19 protein-coding genes are annotated in these 19983 nt (G+C 61.1%); 8 read left to right on the top strand and 11 right to left on the bottom strand.

The annotated features are described in order from the left end of the window. Window positions 1-66: 66 nt before the first annotated feature. Complete coding sequence (locus AACV02_RS01945; protein WP_119737291.1) at window positions 67-756, bottom strand: fimbria/pilus chaperone family protein; 690 nt, start codon at window positions 754-756, stop codon at window positions 67-69. A gap of 132 nt (window positions 757-888) precedes the next feature. Then, on the bottom strand, window positions 889-1536 hold the full coding sequence (locus AACV02_RS01940; RefSeq protein ID WP_106575797.1) for a DUF1120 domain-containing protein: 648 nt from the start codon (window positions 1534-1536) through the stop codon (window positions 889-891). Between the two features lie 483 nt (window positions 1537-2019). Between AACV02_RS01940 and ppx the strand changes: the two genes are divergently transcribed. Continuing rightward, a complete protein-coding gene (gene ppx, locus AACV02_RS01935; protein WP_106576072.1) occupies window positions 2020-3522 on the top strand; it encodes an exopolyphosphatase in 1503 nt (500 codons plus the stop codon). A 138-nt stretch (window positions 3523-3660) separates the two neighbouring features. Here ppx and ppk1 read toward each other — a convergent pair whose 3' ends face one another. Together ppk1 and hemB are read right to left on the bottom strand one after the other, a co-directional pair. After that, on the bottom strand, window positions 3661-5883 hold the full coding sequence (gene ppk1, locus AACV02_RS01930; RefSeq protein ID WP_106575798.1) for a polyphosphate kinase 1: 2223 nt from the start codon (window positions 5881-5883) through the stop codon (window positions 3661-3663). A gap of 18 nt (window positions 5884-5901) precedes the next feature. Beyond that, window positions 5902-6915, bottom strand: coding sequence for a porphobilinogen synthase (gene hemB / locus AACV02_RS01925; RefSeq protein WP_119737289.1), 1014 nt, complete (start codon window positions 6913-6915; stop codon window positions 5902-5904). Between the two features lie 208 nt (window positions 6916-7123). On the opposite strand from hemB, the gene AACV02_RS01920 reads away from it, so the two are divergent. Further along, complete coding sequence (locus tag AACV02_RS01920; protein ID WP_106576073.1) at window positions 7124-7771, top strand: DedA family protein; 648 nt, start codon at window positions 7124-7126, stop codon at window positions 7769-7771. On the opposite strand, the gene AACV02_RS01915 is transcribed toward AACV02_RS01920, so the two are convergent. Continuing rightward, a complete protein-coding gene (locus AACV02_RS01915) occupies window positions 7752-8987 on the bottom strand; it encodes a sterol desaturase family protein (protein ID WP_106575800.1) in 1236 nt (411 codons plus the stop codon). The two genes, AACV02_RS01920 and AACV02_RS01915, sit on opposite strands and share 20 nt — an antisense overlap. Before the next feature lie 116 nt (window positions 8988-9103). Here AACV02_RS01915 and elbB point away from each other — a divergent pair, with 116 nt between their 5' ends. Continuing rightward, the gene (gene elbB, locus AACV02_RS01910) at window positions 9104-9769 is read left to right on the top strand and encodes an isoprenoid biosynthesis glyoxalase ElbB (RefSeq protein WP_119737287.1); all 666 of its coding nucleotides are present in this window, start codon (window positions 9104-9106) and stop codon (window positions 9767-9769) included. A 228-nt stretch (window positions 9770-9997) separates the two neighbouring features. Here elbB and AACV02_RS01905 read toward each other — a convergent pair whose 3' ends face one another. Both AACV02_RS01905 and AACV02_RS01900 read right to left on the bottom strand, forming a co-directional pair. After that, a complete protein-coding gene (locus AACV02_RS01905) occupies window positions 9998-10453 on the bottom strand; it encodes a YaiI/YqxD family protein (protein ID WP_101273534.1) in 456 nt (151 codons plus the stop codon). 2 nt (window positions 10454-10455) lie between these two features. Continuing rightward, window positions 10456-12351, bottom strand: coding sequence for an FTR1 family protein (locus AACV02_RS01900; RefSeq protein ID WP_119737285.1), 1896 nt, complete (start codon window positions 12349-12351; stop codon window positions 10456-10458). 257 nt (window positions 12352-12608) lie between these two features. On the opposite strand from AACV02_RS01900, the gene AACV02_RS01895 reads away from it, so the two are divergent. Genes AACV02_RS01895 through AACV02_RS01880 form a run of 4 tightly spaced genes read left to right on the top strand, consistent with a single transcriptional unit; the run spans window position 12609 to window position 15752 of the window. Further along, the gene (locus AACV02_RS01895; protein ID WP_119737283.1) at window positions 12609-14003 is read left to right on the top strand and encodes a COG3014 family protein; all 1395 of its coding nucleotides are present in this window, start codon (window positions 12609-12611) and stop codon (window positions 14001-14003) included. A 10-nt stretch (window positions 14004-14013) separates the two neighbouring features. Beyond that, entirely contained in the window at window positions 14014-14385 is a 372-nt protein-coding gene (locus AACV02_RS01890; RefSeq protein ID WP_106575804.1) for a YcfL family protein, read from the top strand. A gap of 35 nt (window positions 14386-14420) precedes the next feature. Then, a complete protein-coding gene (gene lpoB, locus AACV02_RS01885; RefSeq protein ID WP_106575805.1) occupies window positions 14421-15008 on the top strand; it encodes a penicillin-binding protein activator LpoB in 588 nt (195 codons plus the stop codon). 3 nt (window positions 15009-15011) lie between these two features. Continuing rightward, window positions 15012-15752: a penicillin-binding protein activator LpoB gene (locus AACV02_RS01880; RefSeq protein WP_119737281.1), complete on the top strand. Its 741-nt coding sequence runs from the start codon at window positions 15012-15014 to the stop codon at window positions 15750-15752. Window positions 15753-15890: 138 nt separating this feature from the next. Here AACV02_RS01880 and AACV02_RS01875 read toward each other — a convergent pair whose 3' ends face one another. The 3 genes from AACV02_RS01875 to AACV02_RS01865 form a co-directional block, all read right to left on the bottom strand. After that, window positions 15891-16523 carry a LysE family transporter gene (locus AACV02_RS01875; RefSeq protein WP_106575808.1) on the bottom strand — a complete coding sequence of 211 codons (633 nt, stop codon included), beginning with the start codon at window positions 16521-16523 and terminating at the stop codon, window positions 15891-15893. A gap of 89 nt (window positions 16524-16612) precedes the next feature. Then, window positions 16613-17185 (bottom strand): mechanosensitive ion channel family protein, encoded by a 573-nt coding sequence (locus AACV02_RS01870; protein ID WP_106575809.1) that lies wholly within the window; start codon window positions 17183-17185, stop codon window positions 16613-16615. Further along, window positions 17185-19095 (bottom strand): ATP-binding cassette domain-containing protein, encoded by a 1911-nt coding sequence (locus AACV02_RS01865; RefSeq protein ID WP_119737279.1) that lies wholly within the window; start codon window positions 19093-19095, stop codon window positions 17185-17187. The genes AACV02_RS01870 and AACV02_RS01865 overlap by 1 nt, the downstream gene beginning before the upstream one ends. A 50-nt stretch (window positions 19096-19145) precedes the next feature. Here AACV02_RS01865 and AACV02_RS01860 point away from each other — a divergent pair, with 50 nt between their 5' ends. Then, the gene (locus tag AACV02_RS01860; RefSeq protein WP_119737277.1) at window positions 19146-19610 is read left to right on the top strand and encodes a TIGR02444 family protein; all 465 of its coding nucleotides are present in this window, start codon (window positions 19146-19148) and stop codon (window positions 19608-19610) included. Here AACV02_RS01860 and AACV02_RS01855 read toward each other — a convergent pair. Continuing rightward, on the bottom strand, window positions 19607-19983 hold a 377-nt coding region (locus tag AACV02_RS01855), incomplete at its 5' end, for a hypothetical protein (RefSeq protein ID WP_177413681.1). The two genes, AACV02_RS01860 and AACV02_RS01855, sit on opposite strands and share 4 nt — an antisense overlap.

Raw genomic sequence — 19983 nt, 5'->3', positions numbered from 1 at the left:
AAGGTGGGCCTGCCGGGCCTAAAAAATGCCGCAATGCGGTGACTCGAAGGGTTAATCATCGGCCGATCAACCCTCATCGGTAAGGATCGGGGCGCGGTAGTTTTCTACCGAAAACCCATAGACCGTGGCGGGCTGGATCTGGACCTCGGCCACACCGTCCAGTGGGCCATCGACCTCTGCGGTCAATGCTTCACCCGGCAAAAGGTAAGCGCGCGGCAACGTGGCCGGGGCGCCTTGTGGAAGCAGGCGCACCTCCGGCGCCAGGCGCACCACATAGGCACTGTCGTTATGGGCCGTGAGGCCCTGCCCGGTCCGCTTCCACTTCAGCAACTCCCAGGGGGTTGAGTGCCGAGGCAAACCTTTGGGGTGCAGGATCAGCGGCAAATTCTGCCGAAGGGTGATACCGATGGTCGCACCGCCCGCCGTGCGCGCCTGGGGGATGCCCTCGAACGACACACGCTTGAGGCGTTGGGTCTTGAGCGGCTCACCCTGGGTGCTGATAAAACGCACCAACTGCGTATCGCCCGCCTCCACTCGTGTGATGGGCGGTGTAACGATCAACAGCAGTTGCGGGTCCTCGGGCACGTTCTCCACCACCGAGTGAAGCAACGCCGGCCCGGCATCGGTGTTCTTGATGTTTATTGTGGCCTCGCCCTCTTCCTCATAAAGCACCACGACCGTTGTTTCCGGCAGCATGCCGTCCGCCAGGGCAACACCGGTAAAAAAACCACAGGCACCTGCACTCCAAAACAACATAAAACTTATTATTGAAAACCCACGCACTCGACGTTCCCCGCAACCGACAAAGTTGACCCTGGGCAGTTAAACGCCCACAAAAAAACAGCCAACCAGAAAGTGTCAGTTTCTTGATTGGCTGTTTTGCGCTGTTTAGATGTAACTCAATACCAGTGTGGCGCGCCCATCAAGGGAGACATCGCGACTCAAGTCCAGATCCTGCGCCCGGTTGATGACCGCCTTCACCGCAAGAGTGCCGGTCAACTGGTTGATAGAGGCCGGCGTAAAGGTGGTGCTATTGCGCCACGAATACTGGGCAGGTGACTGAGCAACTTTGCCATCGCTGGTGAGCCAAACGCCGGTGCCATTACGCAGGATGGGGTACAGCGCCACGCCGGCAGAACGTAGGTCCCTGAGCGTGACCGAATAGCCACCGGTTCGCCGAGTCCCTACAGAACCCAAACCAAAATTCTGCGCCTCGGTAAAGCCTGGACCCAGGACACCCGGCACTTTGCTGCCCGCCTGCAGGTCGGTGAAGGAGATTCCGAACCTCGCCGGCGTTGTGCCGCAATTGACCACCAGGGAAGTGGTCTTCTCTTCGCGGGTGTTGAACGCGGTCTGGGATAATTCGCCGGAGCGAATCGTGCCGTAGTCGATGATGCCGCTGCCGGCGAGGCTGAGGTTACAGGCAGCGGGAGTAATCGTGCCCCTGACGACCAATTGGGCACTGGTGGTCGCCTGAGCGTTGAGGGTTGCAGCCAGGCAGGCGATACCGAGAGTCAAACCAACAATTGTTTTCATTTTTGTCCTGTCACTACGAAGTTAACAGGCATTGTTTATTCGCGTCCTGGCGAATCCATCGCCCAACCACTTATCTTCCCGGACATACATAACGATAAATAAATAACACCCAGGCAACATTGCCGAGTGACAGTCTGCTGCTTTGGTACCTCATTAAAAAATCGGACAACACATCAGTATTTGTCGGAGTGATGAAAATAAGTAGTGGCTCTCAGTTAATAACAAGGTAGTCCATAACAAAACAAACTAAGAGAACAGCGACTCAATCATTGTAGGCAAATTCAGAATCCGCCTTGAAAACCACGAACGTCAAAATGCCTACATCATTGAATGGCTTATTCATCGCATGCTTACGAAACCGGCCTACATTTCCCACATGAATTCCCCACAGACAGCATCACGCAAATTACTGAAGCACAACGCGTTGGCGCCAGCGTTCGATCGTGGCACGATGGTCAGGTTATCGACCGAGACCCCCAAACCATGCCGCAATCCCAAGCCAAGAATCTGTCCTTGATCGCCGCTATCGACCTGGGCTCCAACAGCTTTCACATGGTCGTGGCCAAGGCCCAGAACGGCGAAATCCGCATCCTTGAGCGGCTCGGCGAAAAAGTGCAACTGGCTGCCGGGATCGACGACGAGCGCCAGCTCAATGAAGAATCCATGCAGCGCGGGCTCGATTGCCTCAAGCGCTTTGCCCAACTGATCAACGGCATGCCCCTGGGCGCTGTGCGAATCGTTGGCACCAACGCCTTGCGTGAAGCCCGCAACCGCGGCGAGTTCATCCGCCGCGCCGAAGCAATCCTCGGGCATCCGGTAGAGGTCATTTCGGGCCGCGAAGAAGCGCGCCTGATCTACCTCGGCGTCTCCCACACCCTGGCCGACACCCCGGGCAAACGCCTGGTGGCGGACATCGGCGGCGGCAGCACCGAATTCATCATCGGCCAGCGTTTCGAACCGCTGCTGCGCGAAAGCCTGCAGATGGGTTGCGTCAGTTATACCCAGCGTTATTTCAAGGACGGCAAGATCACCCCGGCGCGCTATGCCCAGGCCTACACCGCGGCGCGTCTGGAAATCATGAGCATCGAACACGCCCTGCATCGCTTGACCTGGGATGAAGCCATCGGCTCGTCCGGCACCATCCGCGCGATCGGCCTGGCCCTCAAAGCCGGCGGCCATGGCACCGGTGAGGTCAACGCCGAAGGCCTGGCCTGGCTCAAGCGCAAACTGTTCAAGCTGGGCGATGCAGAGAAAATCGACTTTGACGGCATCAAGCCTGATCGGCGCACCATTTTCCCGGCCGGCCTGGCGATTCTCGAGGCGATTTTCGACGCCCTCGAACTGCAACGCATGGACCACTGCGACGGCGCGCTGCGCGAAGGCGTGCTCTATGACCTGCTGGGCCGCCATCACCATGAAGACGTGCGTGAACGCACCCTCAGCTCGTTGATGGAGCGTTATCACGTCGACCTGGAACAAGCCGCGCGCGTGGAGCGCAAGGCCCTGCATGCCTTCGACCAAGTGGCCGAGGACTGGGACCTGGCAGACGGCGTGTGGCGCGAGCTGCTCGGCTGGGCTGCCAAGGTGCATGAAGTGGGCCTGGACATCGCCCACTACCATTACCACAAACATGGCGCCTACCTGATCGAGCACTCGGACCTCGCCGGTTTCTCGCGCGAAGACCAACAGATGCTCGCCCTGCTGGTGCGTGGCCATCGCCGCAACATTCCCAAGGACAAGTTTGCCGACTTCGGCAGCGAAGGCAGCAAGCTGATTCGCCTGTGCGTGCTGCTGCGCTTTGCAATCCTGTTCCACCACATTCGCGGCACCCAGGAAATGCCCCAGGTCACCCTGCGCGCCCACGGCGACAGCCTGGATGTGGTGTTCCCCAAAGGCTGGCTGGATGAAAACCAGCTGACCCAGGCGGATTTTGCCCAGGAAGCGGAATGGCTGACGCGGGTGGGGTTCAGCCTGAACCTGCGCTGAGCCGATCTAAAGAACACTGCACAAACACATGTGGGAGGGGGCTTGCCCCCGATGGCGGAGGACCAGTCAATGAATCTGTTGACTGACACTCCTTCATCGGGGGCAAGCCCCCTCCCACATTTTCAGAGCGCGTTGGCTTTAGTTCACCGCAAGAATCGGGCTACCCAGCTTTTCCAGCAACGTCGCCTGCGCACTGCGCGGGTTCTGGTTGCCGGTCGGCGTGTTGCGCACGTAGCGGCCGTCCGACTGCAGGCTCCAGCTGTGGGTGTTGTCAGTGAGGTAGCTTTCCAGCTCTTTCTTGACGCGCATGATCAGCTTCTTGCCTTCCACCGGGAAGCAGGTCTCTACACGCTTATCGAGGTTTCGCTCCATCCAGTCGGCACTGGAGAGGAACATCTGCTCTTCGCCGCCGTTGAGGAAGTAGAACACCCGCGTGTGCTCCAGGAAGCGCCCGATGATCGATCGCACGTGGATGTTATGCGAAACCCCGGCGATGCCCGGACGCAGGCAGCACATGCCACGCACCACCAGGTCGATGCGCACACCGGACTGGCTGGCCTTGTACAGCGCGCGGATGATCTTCGGATCGGTCAGCGAGTTGAACTTGGCGATGATGTGCGCCGGTTTGCCGTCGAGGGCGAACTGGGTCTCGCGGGCAATCATGTCGAGCATGCCCTTTTTGAGCGTGAACGGCGCGTGCAGCAGCTTCTTCATGCGCAAGGTCTTGCCCATGCCGATCAACTGGCTGAACAACTTGCCGACGTCTTCACACAACGCGTCGTCTGAGGTCAGCAGGCTGTAGTCGGTGTAGAGCTTGGCGTTGCCGGCGTGGTAGTTGCCAGTGCCCAAGTGCGCGTAACGCACAATCTCGCCGGCTTCGCGGCGCAGGATCAGCATCATCTTGGCGTGGGTCTTGAAACCGACCACGCCGTAGATCACCACGGCACCGGCCGCTTGCAGGCGGCTGGCCAGTTGCAGGTTGGACTCTTCGTCAAAACGCGCACGCAACTCGATCACCGCGGTGACTTCCTTGCCGTTTCGCGCGGCATCTACCAGTGCGTCGACGATTTCCGAGTTGGCGCCGGAACGGTACAGCGTCTGGCGCACAGCCAGAACATGCGGGTCCTTGGCGGCCTGGCGCAGCAGGTCGACCACCGGGGTGAACGACTCGAACGGGTGCAGCAGCAAAATGTCCTGCTTGCTCACCACGCTGAAGATGTTCTCGCTGTTTTGGAGCAATTTCGGGATCTGCGGCGTGAACGGCGTGTATTGCAGCTCGGGGTGGCTGTCCAGACCGGTGATGCTGAACAGGCGCGTCAGGTTGACCGGGCCATTGACCTGGTACAACTCGGACTCGGCCAGGTTGAACTGCTTGAGCAGGTAGTCCGACAGGTGTTTAGGGCAGGTGTCTGCCACTTCCAGACGCACCGCGTCGCCGTAGCGGCGCGAGAACAGCTCACCGCGCAGGGCGCGGGCCAAGTCTTCGACGTCTTCGGAATCCAGCGCCAGGTCGGCGTTACGGGTCAGGCGGAACTGGTAGCAGCCCTTTACCTTCATGCCCTGGAACAGGTCATCGGCGTGCGCGTGGATCATCGACGACAGGAATACATAGTTGTCGCCAGCGCCCCCCACCTCTTCCGGTACCTTGATGATTCGTGGCAACAGACGCGGCGCCGGGATGATCGCCAGGCCCGAATCGCGGCCGAAGGCGTCGATGCCTTCCAGTTCGACGATGAAGTTCAGGCTCTTGTTCACCAGCAGCGGGAACGGGTGCGTCGGGTCCAGACCAATCGGGGTGATGATCGGCGAAATTTCGTCTCGGAAGTAACGGCGCACCCAGGTCTTGATCTTGGTGGTCCAGTGCCGGCGACGAATGAAGCGGACCTGATGTTTTTCCAGCTCCGGCAACAGGATGTCGTTGAGGATCGCGTATTGGCGGTCCACGTGGCCGTGCACCAGCTCGCTGATGCGCGCCAGGGCCTGGTGCGGCTGCAGGCCGTCGGCGCCCGCTTGTTCGCGGGCGAAGGTGATTTGCTTCTTGAGGCCGGCGACGCGGATCTCGAAGAACTCGTCCAGGTTGCTGGAGAAAATCAGCAGGAATTTCAGCCGTTCCAGCAGCGGATAGGACTCATCCAGCGCCTGCTCGAGCACGCGGATGTTGAATTGCAGTTGTGACAACTCGCGGTGGATGTACAGGCTGCTGTCATCCAGGTTGGTCACCGCCACCACCGGCGCCGGCGCGGGGGCCTCGGCCACCACGGCAGGCGGTGCGGGCTCCAGCTCCGGCGGCGTTTCGGTGACTTGTTCCACCACCGGGTGAGCGTCTTTTACGGCAACTTCTGAGAGTCCTTCGGTATTCATTGAGTGTTCCTGTGAGGGCTATTGTTGCTCTCTAAGCAATTGGGCGGCGCGGGCGGCGAAGTAGGTCAGAATGCCATCAGCGCCGGCACGTTTAAAGGCAGTCAGGGATTCGAGGATCACCGCTTCACTCAACCAACCATTCTGGATCGCGGCCATGTGCATCGCGTATTCACCGCTGACCTGATAGACAAAGGTCGGCACCTTGAATTCCTCTTTGACCCGATAAAGGATGTCCAGGTACGGCATCCCTGGTTTGACCATCACCATGTCGGCGCCTTCAGCCAGATCCGCCGCGACTTCGTGCAGGGCTTCCTGGCTGTTGGCCGGGTCCATCTGGTACGAAGCCTTGTTGGCCTTGCCCAGGTTCAGTGCCGAGCCCACCGCATCGCGGAAAGGCCCGTAATAGGCGCTGGCGTACTTGGCCGAGTAGGCCATGATCCGCACATTGACGTGGCCGGCCAGCTCCAGGGCTTCGCGAATCGCCTGGATGCGACCGTCCATCATGTCCGACGGTGCGACGACCTGGGCGCCAGCGGCTGCGTGGGACAACGCCTGTTTGACCAGCGCATCGACGGTAATGTCGTTTTGAACATAGCCGTCTTCGTCAAGAATGCCATCCTGGCCGTGGGTGGTGAACGGGTCCAGCGCCACGTCGGTGATCACCCCCAGCTGCGGGAAACGCTCGCGCAACGCGCGGGTGGCACGCTGGGCAATGCCTTGCGGGTTCCAGGCTTGCGCAGCATCAAGAGACTTGAGTTCAGACGGCGTCACTGGAAACAGCGCCAGCGCCGGAATTCCGAGTTCCACCCAGTTCGCCGCCTCGATCAGCAGCTGATCAATGGTCAAGCGCTCCACACCCGGCATCGATGCCACGGCTTCCCGACGGTTTTCACCGTCCAGCACAAACACCGGCAAGATCAGATCGTTCGTCGTCAGCACGTTTTCACGCACCAGGCGGCGAGAAAAATCATCACGGCGATTGCGGCGCAGGCGGGTAGCAGGGAACAGGCGATTGGCAGGGGTAAAGCTCACGACAGACTCCTGAGCCCGTGTTTACGGGCGAGCGTTGCAGTTATAAGCGGCCATTATGACGAAGGAATGACAGTTGTGCTTATCGATGCGACCTGCAGTCGCATTCGTCGCATATGTAGGAATTGTTCACTTCGTGACACATCTCGATACTTTCATGAATGTTCACGAAGGCGTAGGCTGCGCGTTCATTTCGCCAGCACCCCAGACCATGCTTCAACAATTTCTGCATGACTTCGGCTACTTTGCGCTCTTCCTGGGCACGTTCTTCGAAGGCGAAACCATTCTGGTTCTCGCAGGCTTCCTGGCGTTCCGTGGATACATGGATATCAATCTGGTGGTGGTCGTTGCCTTCTTTGGCAGCTATGCCGGTGACCAGCTGTGGTACTTCCTGGGGCGCAAGCATGGCCGCAAACTGTTGGCGCGCAAGCCGCGCTGGCAATTGATGGGCGACAAAGCGCTGGAACACATCCGCAAGCATCCGGATATCTGGGTGTTGAGCTTTCGGTTCGTCTACGGGCTGCGCACCGTGATGCCGGTGGCGATTGGCTTGTCCGGCTACCCGCCTTTGCGCTACTTGCTGCTCAACGGCATTGGCGCGGCGGTGTGGGCGGCGGCGCTGGGCGCTGCGGCTTATCATTTTGGCGCGGTGCTGGAAGGCATGCTCGGCAGCATCAAGAAATATGAGCTGTGGGTGCTGGGCGCGCTGCTGTTGCTGGGCTTGGGCCTGTGGCTGCGCCGCCGCTTCAAGAACGCGCGCATTGCCCGCCAGGCCTGCGAAGATGCCAAGGCCCGGCTGGCCGCAGAGCAACTCGCCGAGCCCGCCAAGGTCGACGCGCCTAAGACGCCAATCGAGTAAGCCGGTCTCTGCAGCAGTAGAGACCCATCACGCTGAGCAAGCTGTAACTCACCAGGCCCAGCCAGCCCAAATTGCTGGCCGGCCACAGCCCCACCACCGGCGCCAGCCATACCAACGGTACATTCAGCCCCAGGCGCACCAACTCGGCTTTCAGGGCCCAGGGGCGATTTTCCAACGCCACGCCCAGCGTGAACAACCCTGACGCCATCGCGCTCCAGCCCAGGATCAACGCCGCCGTGGGCAGCCCTTCGCCGGCATTCATCAGATAGCTGCCAAACCCTACATATGCCGCAAATTGCAGGGCAACGTAGATTTGCTGGCGTGCGTCCAGCGGCACTTCGAATTTGCGGAACTGGCTCAAATCGGGCTTGGCCAGCGGGTATTTGGCTTTGACATCCGCCGGGCGCCACCCGGTGCGCATGAACCAGATGCGCAGCTTGTCCCACCAACTTTCGGTACGCCGCGCGTCACTCCACAACTGCGCATAAAACTGCAGGTTGGCCCACAGCGGGTTCCAACTGGCCAAGGGCGTGGTCACGCCAAAGATCACCGGCTCGTTGTCGTCTTCTTCCTGGAAGCTGCCGAACAACCGGTCCCAAATAATGAACACGCCGCCATAGTTGCGATCCATGTAAAGAGCGTTCTGTGCATGGTGAGCCCGATGATTGGACGGTGTGACGAAGAACCATTCGAACCAGCCAAGCTTGGGCACGTGGCGGGTGTGCACCCAGAACTGATACAGAAGATTGAGCGAGGCCACGCTGATAAACACCACCAGCGGCACGCCCACCACGGCCAGGGGCAGGTAGAAAATCCAGCTCAGCAAGAAGCCGGTACTGGTCTGGCGCAGGGCGGTGGTGAGGTTGTAGTCCTCGCTCTGGTGATGCACCGAGTGCGCGGCCCACAGAATGTTGCGCTCATGCCCGCAACGATGCAGCCAGTAGTAGCAGAAGTCATAGAACACAAAGGCGAATACCCAGGTCCACACGCTCTGGGCCGAGAGTTCGATCAAGGCCAGGTGCTTGAGGGCGAAGGCGTAGGTCAGCAGCCCGACGCCTTTTGTCAGCAAGCCCGTGGTGGTGGACAGCACGCCCGTGCTGAGGCTGTTGATGGCGTCGGCCACCCGATAGTTGCGCTCGCCGCGCCAGCGGTCGGCCAGCAGCTCAACCACGATCAAGGCGATGAAAAACGGTACCGCGTAAGGCACGAAGTCCATGGGCTAGTCCGGTCTGTTTTTGTTACATCAAGATTAGGTGTAGCGGCGCGAGATCCCATTGGCAACAGGTGACAAATTAGTAGACATTTAACGCCATGAAATAGGGAGAAATACTCATGAGCAAAAAGATTGCAGTGATCCTTTCCGGCTGTGGCGTGTACGACGGCGCAGAGATCCACGAAAGCGTGATCACCTTGTTGCGCCTGGACCAGCGGGGCGCCCAGGTCCAATGTTTTGCGCCGGATATCGCGCAACATCACGTGATCAACCACCTCACCGGCGAAGAGATGCCCGAGTCGCGTAACGTGCTGGTGGAGTCGGCGCGGATTGCCCGGGGTGACGTGAAAGATATTCGAGAGGCCCGCGCCGAAGACTTTGATGCGCTGATCGTGCCCGGCGGGTTTGGCGCGGCGAAGAACCTGTCGAACTTTGCCGTGGAAGGCGCAGGTTGCAGCGTCAATCCGCAGGTGCTGGCGCTGGCGGAAGCCTTCGCCGAAGCGAGCAAGCCGGTGGGGCTGATCTGCATTTCGCCGGCACTGGCCGCGAAAATCTACGGCCCCGGCGTGACCTGCACCATCGGCAACGATGCCGACACCGCCGCTGCCCTCGACAAGATGGGCGCCACCCACCGCGACTGCACAGTGGAAGACATCGTCGAGGACACCCCGCGCAAACTGGTGAGCACCCCGGCCTACATGCTTGGCAAGAACATCAGCGAGGTGGCCTCAGGTATCAACAAACTCGTGGATCGGGTATTGGAATTGACTCACGAGGATGATTGATCGCCTCCCGAACACTTAAGGGTGGTCAGTCCACCCGTTGTGGCTAGCAAGCTCTTAGTGGCGAGCAGGGCTAATTGTGGCGAGCGGGCTTGCCCCGCGTTGGGCTGCGCAGCAGCCCCAATTCAGGCGACGCGGTCAGTCAGTTAATCTGCGGCGCGAAGTGTTGGGGCGGCTTCGCCCCCCAACGCGGGGCAAGCCCGCTCGCCACAGGAACACCGCTCGCCAACGTCAGGCCTCGCGCATTAGCTTGGTCAATATCCTGTCCAGCGCATTGGCAAACGCCTGCTTATCCTTTTCGCCATGGGGCGGCGGCCCTCCGCCCATCTGGCCCTGCTCGCGCAGATCAGTAAACAGGTTACGCACTGCCAGCCGTTCGCTCATGTTTGCCGGGCTGAACTCCTTACCGCGTGGGTCAAGGGCCGTGACGCCCTTCTTCACCAGCCGGTCGGCCAAGGGCACGTCGCTGCAAATCACCAGCTCACCGGGCACGGCGTGTTCCACCAGGTAGTCATCCGCCGCATCCGGGCCGCTGGGTACCACGATCAACTTCACACACGCAAAGCTCGGTTTGATCTGGCTTTGCCCCGCCACCAATACCACCTCGAACTGGCGCTTGAGGGCGAATTTCACCACCTGGTCCTTGGCCGCCCGTGGGCAAGCATCCGCATCGATCCACACGCGCATGGTCAGGCTGGCACGCGGCGTTTTTCTGCCAGGCGGCTGCGGCCGTACAGCACCACAATCGCCAGGATCGCCACGGCCTGCGCACTCAACGAATACGCGTCGGCGTGGATGCCCAGCCAGTCGAAGTCAAAGAACGCCACCGGCCGTGTGCCGAAGATGCCGGCTTCCTGCAAGGCCTTCACGCCATGGCCGGCGAACACCACCGACAGCGCGCACAGCAGCGCTGCGTTGATGCCGAAGAACAACGCCAAGGGCAGCTTCGCCGAGCCGCGCAGGATCACCCACGCCAGGCCCACCAGCAGCACCAGCGCCGTGGCGCCACCGGCCAGCACCGCGTTGTGCCCGGCAGGGCCGGCTTGCAGCCACAGGGTTTCGTAGAACAGGATCACTTCGAACAGCTCGCGGTACACCGAGAAGAACGCCAGCATCGCAAAGCCGAAGCGCCCGCCGCCGCCCACCAGGCTGCTCTTGATGTAATCCTGCCAGGCCGCCGCGTGGCGTCGGTCGTGCATCCACACGCCCAACCACAGCACCATCACGCTGGCGAACAGTGCCGTGCAGCCCTCAAGCAATTCGCGCTGGGCGCCGCTGACGTCAATCACATACGCCGCCAATGCCCACGTCGCCAGCCCGGCCAACAGCGCCAGGCCCCACCCGACGTTGACGCTGCGCACCGCCGATTGCTGGCCGGTGTTACGCAGGAAAGCCAGAATTGCCGCCAGCACCAGGATCGCTTCCAGACCTTCACGCAACAGAATCAGGAGGCCGGAGATGTAGCTCAACGACCAGCTCAAGCCATCGCTGCCCAGCAGGCCGGCAGATTCAGTGAGTTTGCCCTTGGCCACGTCCAGACGCTGTTGCACCTGCTCGATCGGCAGGCCGTCCTGCAATGACTGCCGGTAGGCCATCAGGGCTTTCTCGGTGTCCTTGCGCACGTTGGCATCGACGTTGTCCAACGAGCTTTCTACCAGCTCAAACCCTTCCAGGTAGGCGGCTACCGACAAGTCGTAGGCCTGTTCGTGATCACCGTTGCGGAACGCGGCGAGGCTCTTGTCCAGCGTGGTCGCGGTGTAATCGAGCAACTGTGCCGGGCCACGCTTGACCTGCGGCGGCTGCGCACGCTGGGCGCGGAACGTCGCGGCGGCGGCCGGGCCGTTTGCGGCCAGCACTTCATTGGGGGTCTGGCGGGCCAGGTCGGCAAGGTTGAAGGGTTGTTCGCTGTTTGCCGCAGCCGGGTCAGCGGTGAAACCGGCGATGTAGGTCGCCAGGTCCCAGCGTTGACGGTCATCGAGTTGGTCGGCGAAAGACGGCATGTCAGTGCCCTCGACGCCCAGGCCGAGTGTGTTGTAGATCGCGTAAAGGCTCAGGCGGTCCAGGCGCGCGGCGTCACGCAGGTTCGCGGGCGGCGGCGTCATGCCGGTGCTGGCCGGGCCATCACCGGCGCCCGCAGTGCCGTGGCACACCGAGCAGTGCTGGGCATAGAGCGGTGCGCCGCGCGTGGGGTCTGGTGTGATCGCCGGAGCCTGGCTGACCTCGTACGCCACGGCCAACTTGGCACCCAATTGACGGGCCTGGTGGGCGACGGTCGTGCCCTCTTCACGCGCGGTCACCGCCGCCAGCAATTCATTGACGCCCTTTATCAAATCGGCGCGTTCGGGCTTCTCGGGTAAATCCGCTACCAGGCCCTGCAATACCCCAAGAAACTCCACCTGCTCGCGGTATTCGGATTCATCCACAACCGTGCCCGCGTCCACCGTCGGCGGGTAGTCGGCCCCGATGTAATCGAGCAGATGCAAGGCTTGAGGCGCGCCCTCGGCAGTGGCCGCCAACAGATTAAAGCTGCACGACATCAGCGCCGGCAGCATCAGCAAGGCGAGAAAACGGTAAAGGGCAGTCATGAATGAATCTCAAAGGGAAATGCGAAGTAACACATTGTTTAACGTTAAGGGGTTTGACTCAAGACGTCAGTGACAAGGCGATGGAAATATCGCGGTCGACATGATGGCAATCGCACAAATAAACGAAGCAAAAAGCCATTGTTTTGCCAGTAATGGCGCCTATAATGCCGCGCCCTGTTATTGCGAAAGGGAATTTATTTCCTCGTTTTTATGAGGAATAGGCACATCGGCTGATTATTTTCAGGGAAGAAGTTTGTATGGCATTTCGCGCCTTAACCCCGCTCGCGCTCGCGGCGGTGACCTTGCTGTCCGGTTGTTCGATGTTTCGCAGCTACGACACGGAGCTGCAAGCCACCAACCTACAGTTGGCCACCGGCAATGTCGACGGTGCCCTGACCCTGCTGGAAAAAAACAATACCGGCGACGACAAAGACCTGCTCTATTTCTTCGAAAAGGGCGAGCTGTTGCGCGCCAAGGGCGACCTCACCGGCAGCCAGACCGCCTGGCGCAGCGCCGACCTGCAAGTCTACAAGTGGGAAGAGTCGGTCAAGTTCGACAGCGAAAAGTACCTCGCCCAGTTCGGCAGCTTCCTGGTCAACGACAAAGTGCGTCGCTATGAAGGTTATGACTACGAAAAAGTCATGCTCACCACCCAGATGGCCTTGAACCTGCTGGCCGTGAATGACTTCGACGGTGCCCGCACCGAGATCAAGAAGACCCACGAACGTGAAGCGGTGATCGCCGACCTGCGTGACAAGGAATACCTCAAGCGCGAAAACGAAGCCGAGCGCCAAGGCGTCACCACTCAGATCAAAGACCTGCGCGGTTACCCGGTGGAAGCGCTGGACGCGCCGGATGTGGTCGGCCTGAAAAACAGCTACCAGAGTGCGTTCAGCCATTACCTGGCAGGCTTCGTCTACGAAGCCCTCGGCGAAAAAGACCTGGCTGCGCCCGGCTACCGCAAGGCCGCCGAGCTGCGCCCCAACACGCCGCTGCTGGAGCAGGCGTTGCTCGAGCTGGACAAGTCCAGGGTCGGCGCCGATGAGACCGACGTACTGATCGTGGTCCAGAGCGGCCTGGCACCGGCACGCGATTCGATCCGCCTGCCATTGCCAATCCCGATCAATGGCAACCTGGTGATCACCCCGCTGTCGTTCCCGGTGATCAAGGCCGATAACTCCACGGCGACCTTTGCCCAGATCGGCGTGGACGGCAGGCAACAGAACCTCACCGCACTCAACAGCACCACGGCCATGTCACGCCGCGCCCTGCGTGACGACATGCCGGGGATCATCCTGCGCACCACCGTGCGTGCGGTCAGCCGTGGCGTGGCGCAGAACAACCTGAACAAGACCAACCCCATGGCGGGCCTGGTGCTGGGCATCGCCTCGGCCGTGACCGAAGGCGCCGACACTCGCACCTGGCGCACGCTGCCGGACCTGACCCAAGTGACGCGACTGCGCCTCAAGCACGGCGACCACCAGGTCAGCCTGCCCAACGCCCTGGGCGGCACGCTGGTGACGGTCAAGGCCGACCAGCGCTATCAAGTGATCACCCTGCGCGTGGTCGGCAACCAGGTATTCGCGGGTGGCCTCGCGGCCCACGTGGTACCGAGTGCTGCCAACCAGGCCATCGCCCTCAAACAACCTTAAGGAGCACGCTATGCGTCATTTCATTCTCGGCGCCCTGGCGCTGGTCCTGCTCGCCGGCTGTGCCACCCCGCCGCCGCCGGAGCCTGGCAGCGCCGCCAGCAAAATCGTGGTGATGGGCACGTTCAAGGGCATCGCCGTCGGTGCCATTCGTGTGGCCCGCGAAAATGGCTTTCTCACCGCCAAGGTGCAGCTGAGCAACATCACCAGCAGCAACCAGATGATGTATTACCGCTTTGCCTGGCTGGGCGCCGACGGCTTCCCGGTGGGCGATGAAGAAACCTGGAAAGTGCTGAACCTGTACGCCAACCAGGCCACTTTCCTGCCGGCCATCGCCAACCTGCCTCAGGCGGCGGACTTTCGTCTTGAAGTGAAAACGCCTTGAAGCCTTCACCTATCAGTTTTCAGAGAGATTTCCCCATGTTTGCACGCGTCTCGATTCTCGCCGTGGTTGCCCTGTTGGCCAGCGGTTGCTCCAACACCTCGCCGGTCCTTGGCGGCAAGAACATCAGCTACGGCGACTCTAAGGCCGTGGAATTGGTCACCAACGAGTTCGGCTCGACCGACCTGCAGATGATCGCCGAAAGCATGACCCGCTCCCTGGCCCAGTCCGGCATCTTGCAGGGCCGCCCGGTCGTGCAGGTGTATGACGTGAAGAACAAGACCAGCGAGTACATCGACACCCGTGAGATCACCACGTCGATCAAGACCCAGCTGATGAAGACCGGCACTGCGCGCTTCGCCAGCGACAACACCGATATGCAGAGCCAGGTTGATCAGCTCAAGCTGCAAAACCAAAGCGGCCTGTACAAAAAAGCCACGGTCAGCAAGACCGGCAATATGGTCGCCGCCAAGTACCGCCTGGAAGGCTCCATCAGCTCCATCGTCAAGCGCAGCTCGGACTACAAAGACGTCTTCTACAAATTCAGCCTGCAGCTGATCGACGTCGAGAGCGGCCTGGCCGAATGGATGGACGAGAAAGAAATCCGCAAAACCACGGAGCGCTGAGCAATGCGTGCATGGATCGGCATGATCGGCCTGCTGTGCGCCTTTGGCGCCTCGGCCGCCCCGAAGATCGCGGTGACTGACCTTGCCTACGAGGCACGGGTCGAGGAATACATCCACGCGGTCTCGGCCAGCAACAACTTCCAGGCCAGCGCCTATCAGGCCAGCGGTGCGTCGAGCTACAGCGAGTATGAGAGCCGCACCAGCTACATCGAACAGGCTGAGCTGCGTAATTTCAGTGGTGATATCAAGGGCGAGATTCTCAAGTCGCACCAGTTCCAGCTGGTACAGGGCACGCCTTACACCGCCGACGCCAAGGGCGATGTGTATGACGTGATCAAGCGCATCAAGGCCGGCAACTTCAAGGGCGCCGACTACGTGCTGTTCGGCACCTTGTCAGACATCGACTTCACCCAGGACATCAACGCCCTGGACCACACCAACAGCTACTCGGCCGTGCTGGGCCTGACGCTGGTGGCGGATTTCAGCCTGATCAACACGCGCACCTTCGAGATCACCTCGGCATTTACCGCGATGGGTGAAGGCCAGGACACCAAGCTGGTGAACAGCCGCGATCTACGCGTGAGTCTGAACCGGCCGCGAGTGGTAAGGGACGTGTCCAAAGCCTTGGGTGAGGATGTGGCCCGGCAATTGGCAGAGCAGCTGGGCGGCGGGTATCAAGAACCCGGCAAGCCTGCGCTGCGCAACAACCTGCCAAGGGACGAAGCGCCGAAGATTCTGCGCTGAGCACTCATCTCAGAGCCAACACATAACAAATGTGGGAGCTGGCTTGCCTGCGATACAGACACTGCGGTGCGTCAGTTACACCTCGGTGATGCTATCGCAGGCAAGCCAGCTCCCACATTTTTGATCCGGTTTCGTCAATCAAGCCGTTGCGCGATGCAAGCTGGCCAGGAAACCCGCAGCCCCCACAAACAAACCGGCAAAGGTGCGGTTCATGCGCTTTTGCTGCTTCGGCGTGCGCAGCAGGCGCAAGACCTTCGACGCCAGCCCCGTATAGCCCGCCATCACGATCATATCGACGCAGATCATGGTCGCGCCCAGGATCAGGTACTGAATCAGCAGTGGCGCCTGCGGGTTCACGAACTGCGGCAGCACCGCCAGCATGAACACCAGCGCCTTGGGGTTGCTGGCATTGACCAGAAAACCACGGAACATCATCGCCAGCGGCTTGCCGATCGGGCGTATGGCTGAATCTTCGCTCATGTCCATGGGCAGCGCGCGCCATTGCTTGACCGCGAGGTACACCAGGTACGCCACGCCAAACCATTTGATCGCATAAAACGCGTTCGAGGACGCCGCCAGAATGGCACCCAGGCCACCCGCGACCACGGCAATCTGCATCGCCAGGCCCAGTTGCAGGCCAATGGCATTCCAATAGCCACGCAGGAAACCGTATTGCAGGCCGCTGGACATCGACGCGATGGCGCCAGCGCCGGGGGACAGGGAGATGATCCAACTGGCCACAAAAAAGGCCAGCCATGTGTCGAGTGCCATTACACACCTCAGAGGGAGAGTTAGCGGTTGAGCCTAAAGCTAACTCCGCCGAGCAAAGGCTGGCTAGATATTTTTACAGGATGTAAATACTAGCGGTCGCCCGGAAACACATGGGTGCCGGGCCAACGCCGCACCGAGCGCTGGAAGAACAGGCTGTTAGGCACTTGCACCATCGCACTGTCGGTACCGGCGTCCTGCACTTCAATCAATGTGGTGTAGAGCAGGTTGATCGCCACGACCCGGCCTTTGACGCCCGGTTTGTCGACGGTATCCACCAACTCGACGATGTCACCCAGGCGGAACGGCCCGACGGTGAAAATCAAGATCGCGCACAGCAGGTTGGACAGCACCGACCACATCGCGAAAAACGCCACGGCGGCCACTGCGACAAACCCCGACAGCGCCGTCCACAGCACCGTGGCTGACACACCAAGACGGCCCAGCACAAAGATCAACGCGCTGCCCATGATCAGCCAGCGCAGGCCGCCACGCAGGGGCATCAGCAGTTGTGGCGGGAACGGGTAGCGCTCCCCCAGACGATTCAGGCCCTTGGCGACGAAGCGCTGGGCGAGATAACCCGCCAGCAGGATCAGCAGGATTTGCACAGCGATCCAGACCGGTTCGACCCACTGCGTCGGCAATGGCAATTGCAGCGCTTCCATCAGGACAGCGCCTCCAGCTCCGCTTGCAGGGTTTCCAGCAGTTCGAGGGCTTCCATCCAGGTTTCCTCCAACTGACCTTCACGCACCTTGAGCTTGGCTTGTTCGGCCAACAGGTCGCGCAACTCGTCCTTGCGCGCCGCCTCGTACACGGCGCTGTCGCCCAGGCTGGTTTCGATCCTGGCCAGGCGCTCGTGCACCTTGCCCAGCTCGGCTTCCAGCTTGTCGGCTTCGCGCTTGTGCGGCGCCAACTGCTGGCGCAGTGCGGCGGCGGCCTGGCGCTGGGCCTTCTTGTCAGTTTTGTCCGGGTTGACCGGCGTGTTGCTGGCCGGAGCGTTGCGCAGACGGTAGTCCGTCAGCCACCGTGCGTAGTCGTCCAGGTCGCCGTCGAACTCTTCAACTTTGCCGTCAGCCACCAGCAGGAAGTTGTCGGTGGTGCTCTTGAGCAAGTGGCGATCGTGAGACACCACCAGTACCGCACCACTGAATTCCTGCAAGGCCATGGTCAGCGCCAGGCGCATTTCCAGGTCCAGGTGGTTGGTCGGTTCGTCGAGCAGCAGCAGGTTTGGCCGGTCCCAGGCGATCAGGGCCAAGGCCAGGCGGGCTTTTTCGCCGCCGGAGAAGTTCAACACCGGCTCATCGATGCGTGCGCCACGGAAGTCGAAACCACCGAGGAAGTCACGCAAGGTTTGCTCACGTTCGGTCGGCGCCAGACGCTGCAGGTGCAGCAACGGGCTGGCCTTGGAATCGAGGGAATCCAGCTGATGCTGCGCGAAGTAGCCCACCACCAGGTTCTCGCCGCGCGTCAGGCGGCCGGCCAGGGGTTGCAGTTCACCCGACAGGTTCTTGATCAGCGTCGACTTGCCGGCGCCGTTGGGGCCGAGCAAACCGATACGCGCACCCGGCGTGAGCTGCAGCTTGACCTTCTCCAGGATGGTTTTGTCGCCATAACCCAGGCGTGCATCCGAAAGGTCCAGCAACGGGCTGGAGATCTTTACCGACTCGCGGAACACGAAGTCGAACGGCGAATCGACGTGCGCCGCCGACAGCTCTTCCATGCGCTCCAACGCCTTGATCCGGCTCTGGGCCTGACGGGCCTTGGTGGCCTGGGCCTTGAACCGGGCGATGTAGCTTTCCATGTGCGCACGTTGCGCTTGCTGCTTCTCGAAGGCTTGCTGCTGCTGAGCCAGGCGTTCGGCGCGGGCGCGTTCGAACGCGGTGTAGCCGCCACGGTAGAGCGTGATTTTCTTCTGTTCGACATGGGCGATATTGTCGACCACGGCATCGAGGAAATCCCGGTCGTGGGAAATCAGCAGCAAGGTGCCCGGGTAGCTCTTGAGGAAATCCTCCAGCCACAGGATCGCATCGAGGTCCAAGTGGTTGGTCGGTTCGTCGAGCAGCAGCAGGTCGGATGGGCACATCAGCGCCTGGGCCAGGTTCAGCCGCATGCGCCAGCCGCCGGAGAAGTCGGCCACCGGGCGGTCCATCTGTTCATTGGTAAAACCAAGGCCGGCCAGCATCTTGCGGGCGCGAGCGTCCGCCGTGTAGCCGTCGGCACTGTCGAGTTCCGAGTGCAGGCGGGCCTGGGCGGCGCCGTCCTGGGCTTTCTCGGCCTCGGCCAGGTCGTGTTGTACCTGGCGCAGGCGCAGGTCGCCATCGAGCACGTAGTCGATCGCGATGCGGTCCAGGGTGTCGATCTCCTGGCGCATATGGGCGATGCGCCAGTCGGCCGGCAGCAGGCAGTTCCCGGAATCCGGGGTCAGCTCACCGAGCAACAGGGCGAACAACGTGGATTTGCCGGCGCCGTTGGCACCGATCAGGCCGGCTTTGTGACCGGCGTGCAGGGTCAGCTCGGCGTCTTCAAGAAGACGTTGCGGGCCACGCTGTAATGTTAGGCTTTGAAGTCGGATCATAATGGCGGCGGAGTCTACCAGCTTCGTTGGCCGCTGGCTTGGGTGTGAATATGTGCGCTGACCTGTGGAGCTTTGCCCTCTCGACGTATGCCCACTCGGGCGTCGAAGCCGCTTGCCTGCGCTTGCAGGCACAAGGCGCGGATGTGTGCCTGTTGCTCTGCGGCGCCTGGCTGGAGCAGCGCGGTGTTGCACCGACCGCCGAACGCATGCAGGCGTTGCGCCAGATTGCGCAGCCGTGGCAGCAAGACGTGGTCGAACCATTGCGGCAGATACGCGTGCAATGGCGAGCCATGGCGCAGCAGGATGCGCAATTGGCGACGCTACGCGAAAGGGTCAAGGCCCTGGAGTTGGAAGCTGAACGGCAGTTGCTGACGCGCCTGCAAGCACTGGCGCAAACATGGCCGACGGGCGAGAAAGGGGGTCAATCGAGATGGCTTGAAGGCTTGGCGACCGAAGCCGCCAACCTTGACCACGACGCGCTGCAGTCGCTGCGCGTCGAGGCCACCGGCACTTAGGAAGCGCTGGTTGGGGTGGTGCTTGGCGCTACCGGTGCAGGCGTGCTGCTGGCCGACGCAGTTGGAGCGGTGGACGGTGCCGGGGTAGCAGCCGGAGCTGCAGGGGTTGCTGGCTTGGCCGGTGCAGGCTTGGCGGCTGGCTTTGCAGCAGCGGGTTTTGCGGCTGGCTTGGCAGCTGGTTTTGCAGCAGCCGGTTTGGCAGCTGGCTTGGCCGCTGGTTTTGCAGCAGCGGGTTTAGCGGCTGGCTTGACGGCTGGTTTTACAGCAGCAGTTTTAGCGGCTGGCTTGGCAGCTGGTTTTGCAACAGCAGTTTTGGCAGCTGGCTTGGCGGCTGGTTTGGCAGCAGCAGTTTTAGCGGCTGGCTTGGCGGCCG

Origin of the sequence: Pseudomonas sp. Larv2_ips, from assembly GCF_963879675.1 — a bacterium.
Classification (GTDB): domain Bacteria; phylum Pseudomonadota; class Gammaproteobacteria; order Pseudomonadales; family Pseudomonadaceae; genus Aquipseudomonas.
The sequence above is the reverse complement of the archived record's forward strand: the minus strand, read 5'-3'. Positions and strand labels throughout refer to the sequence as shown.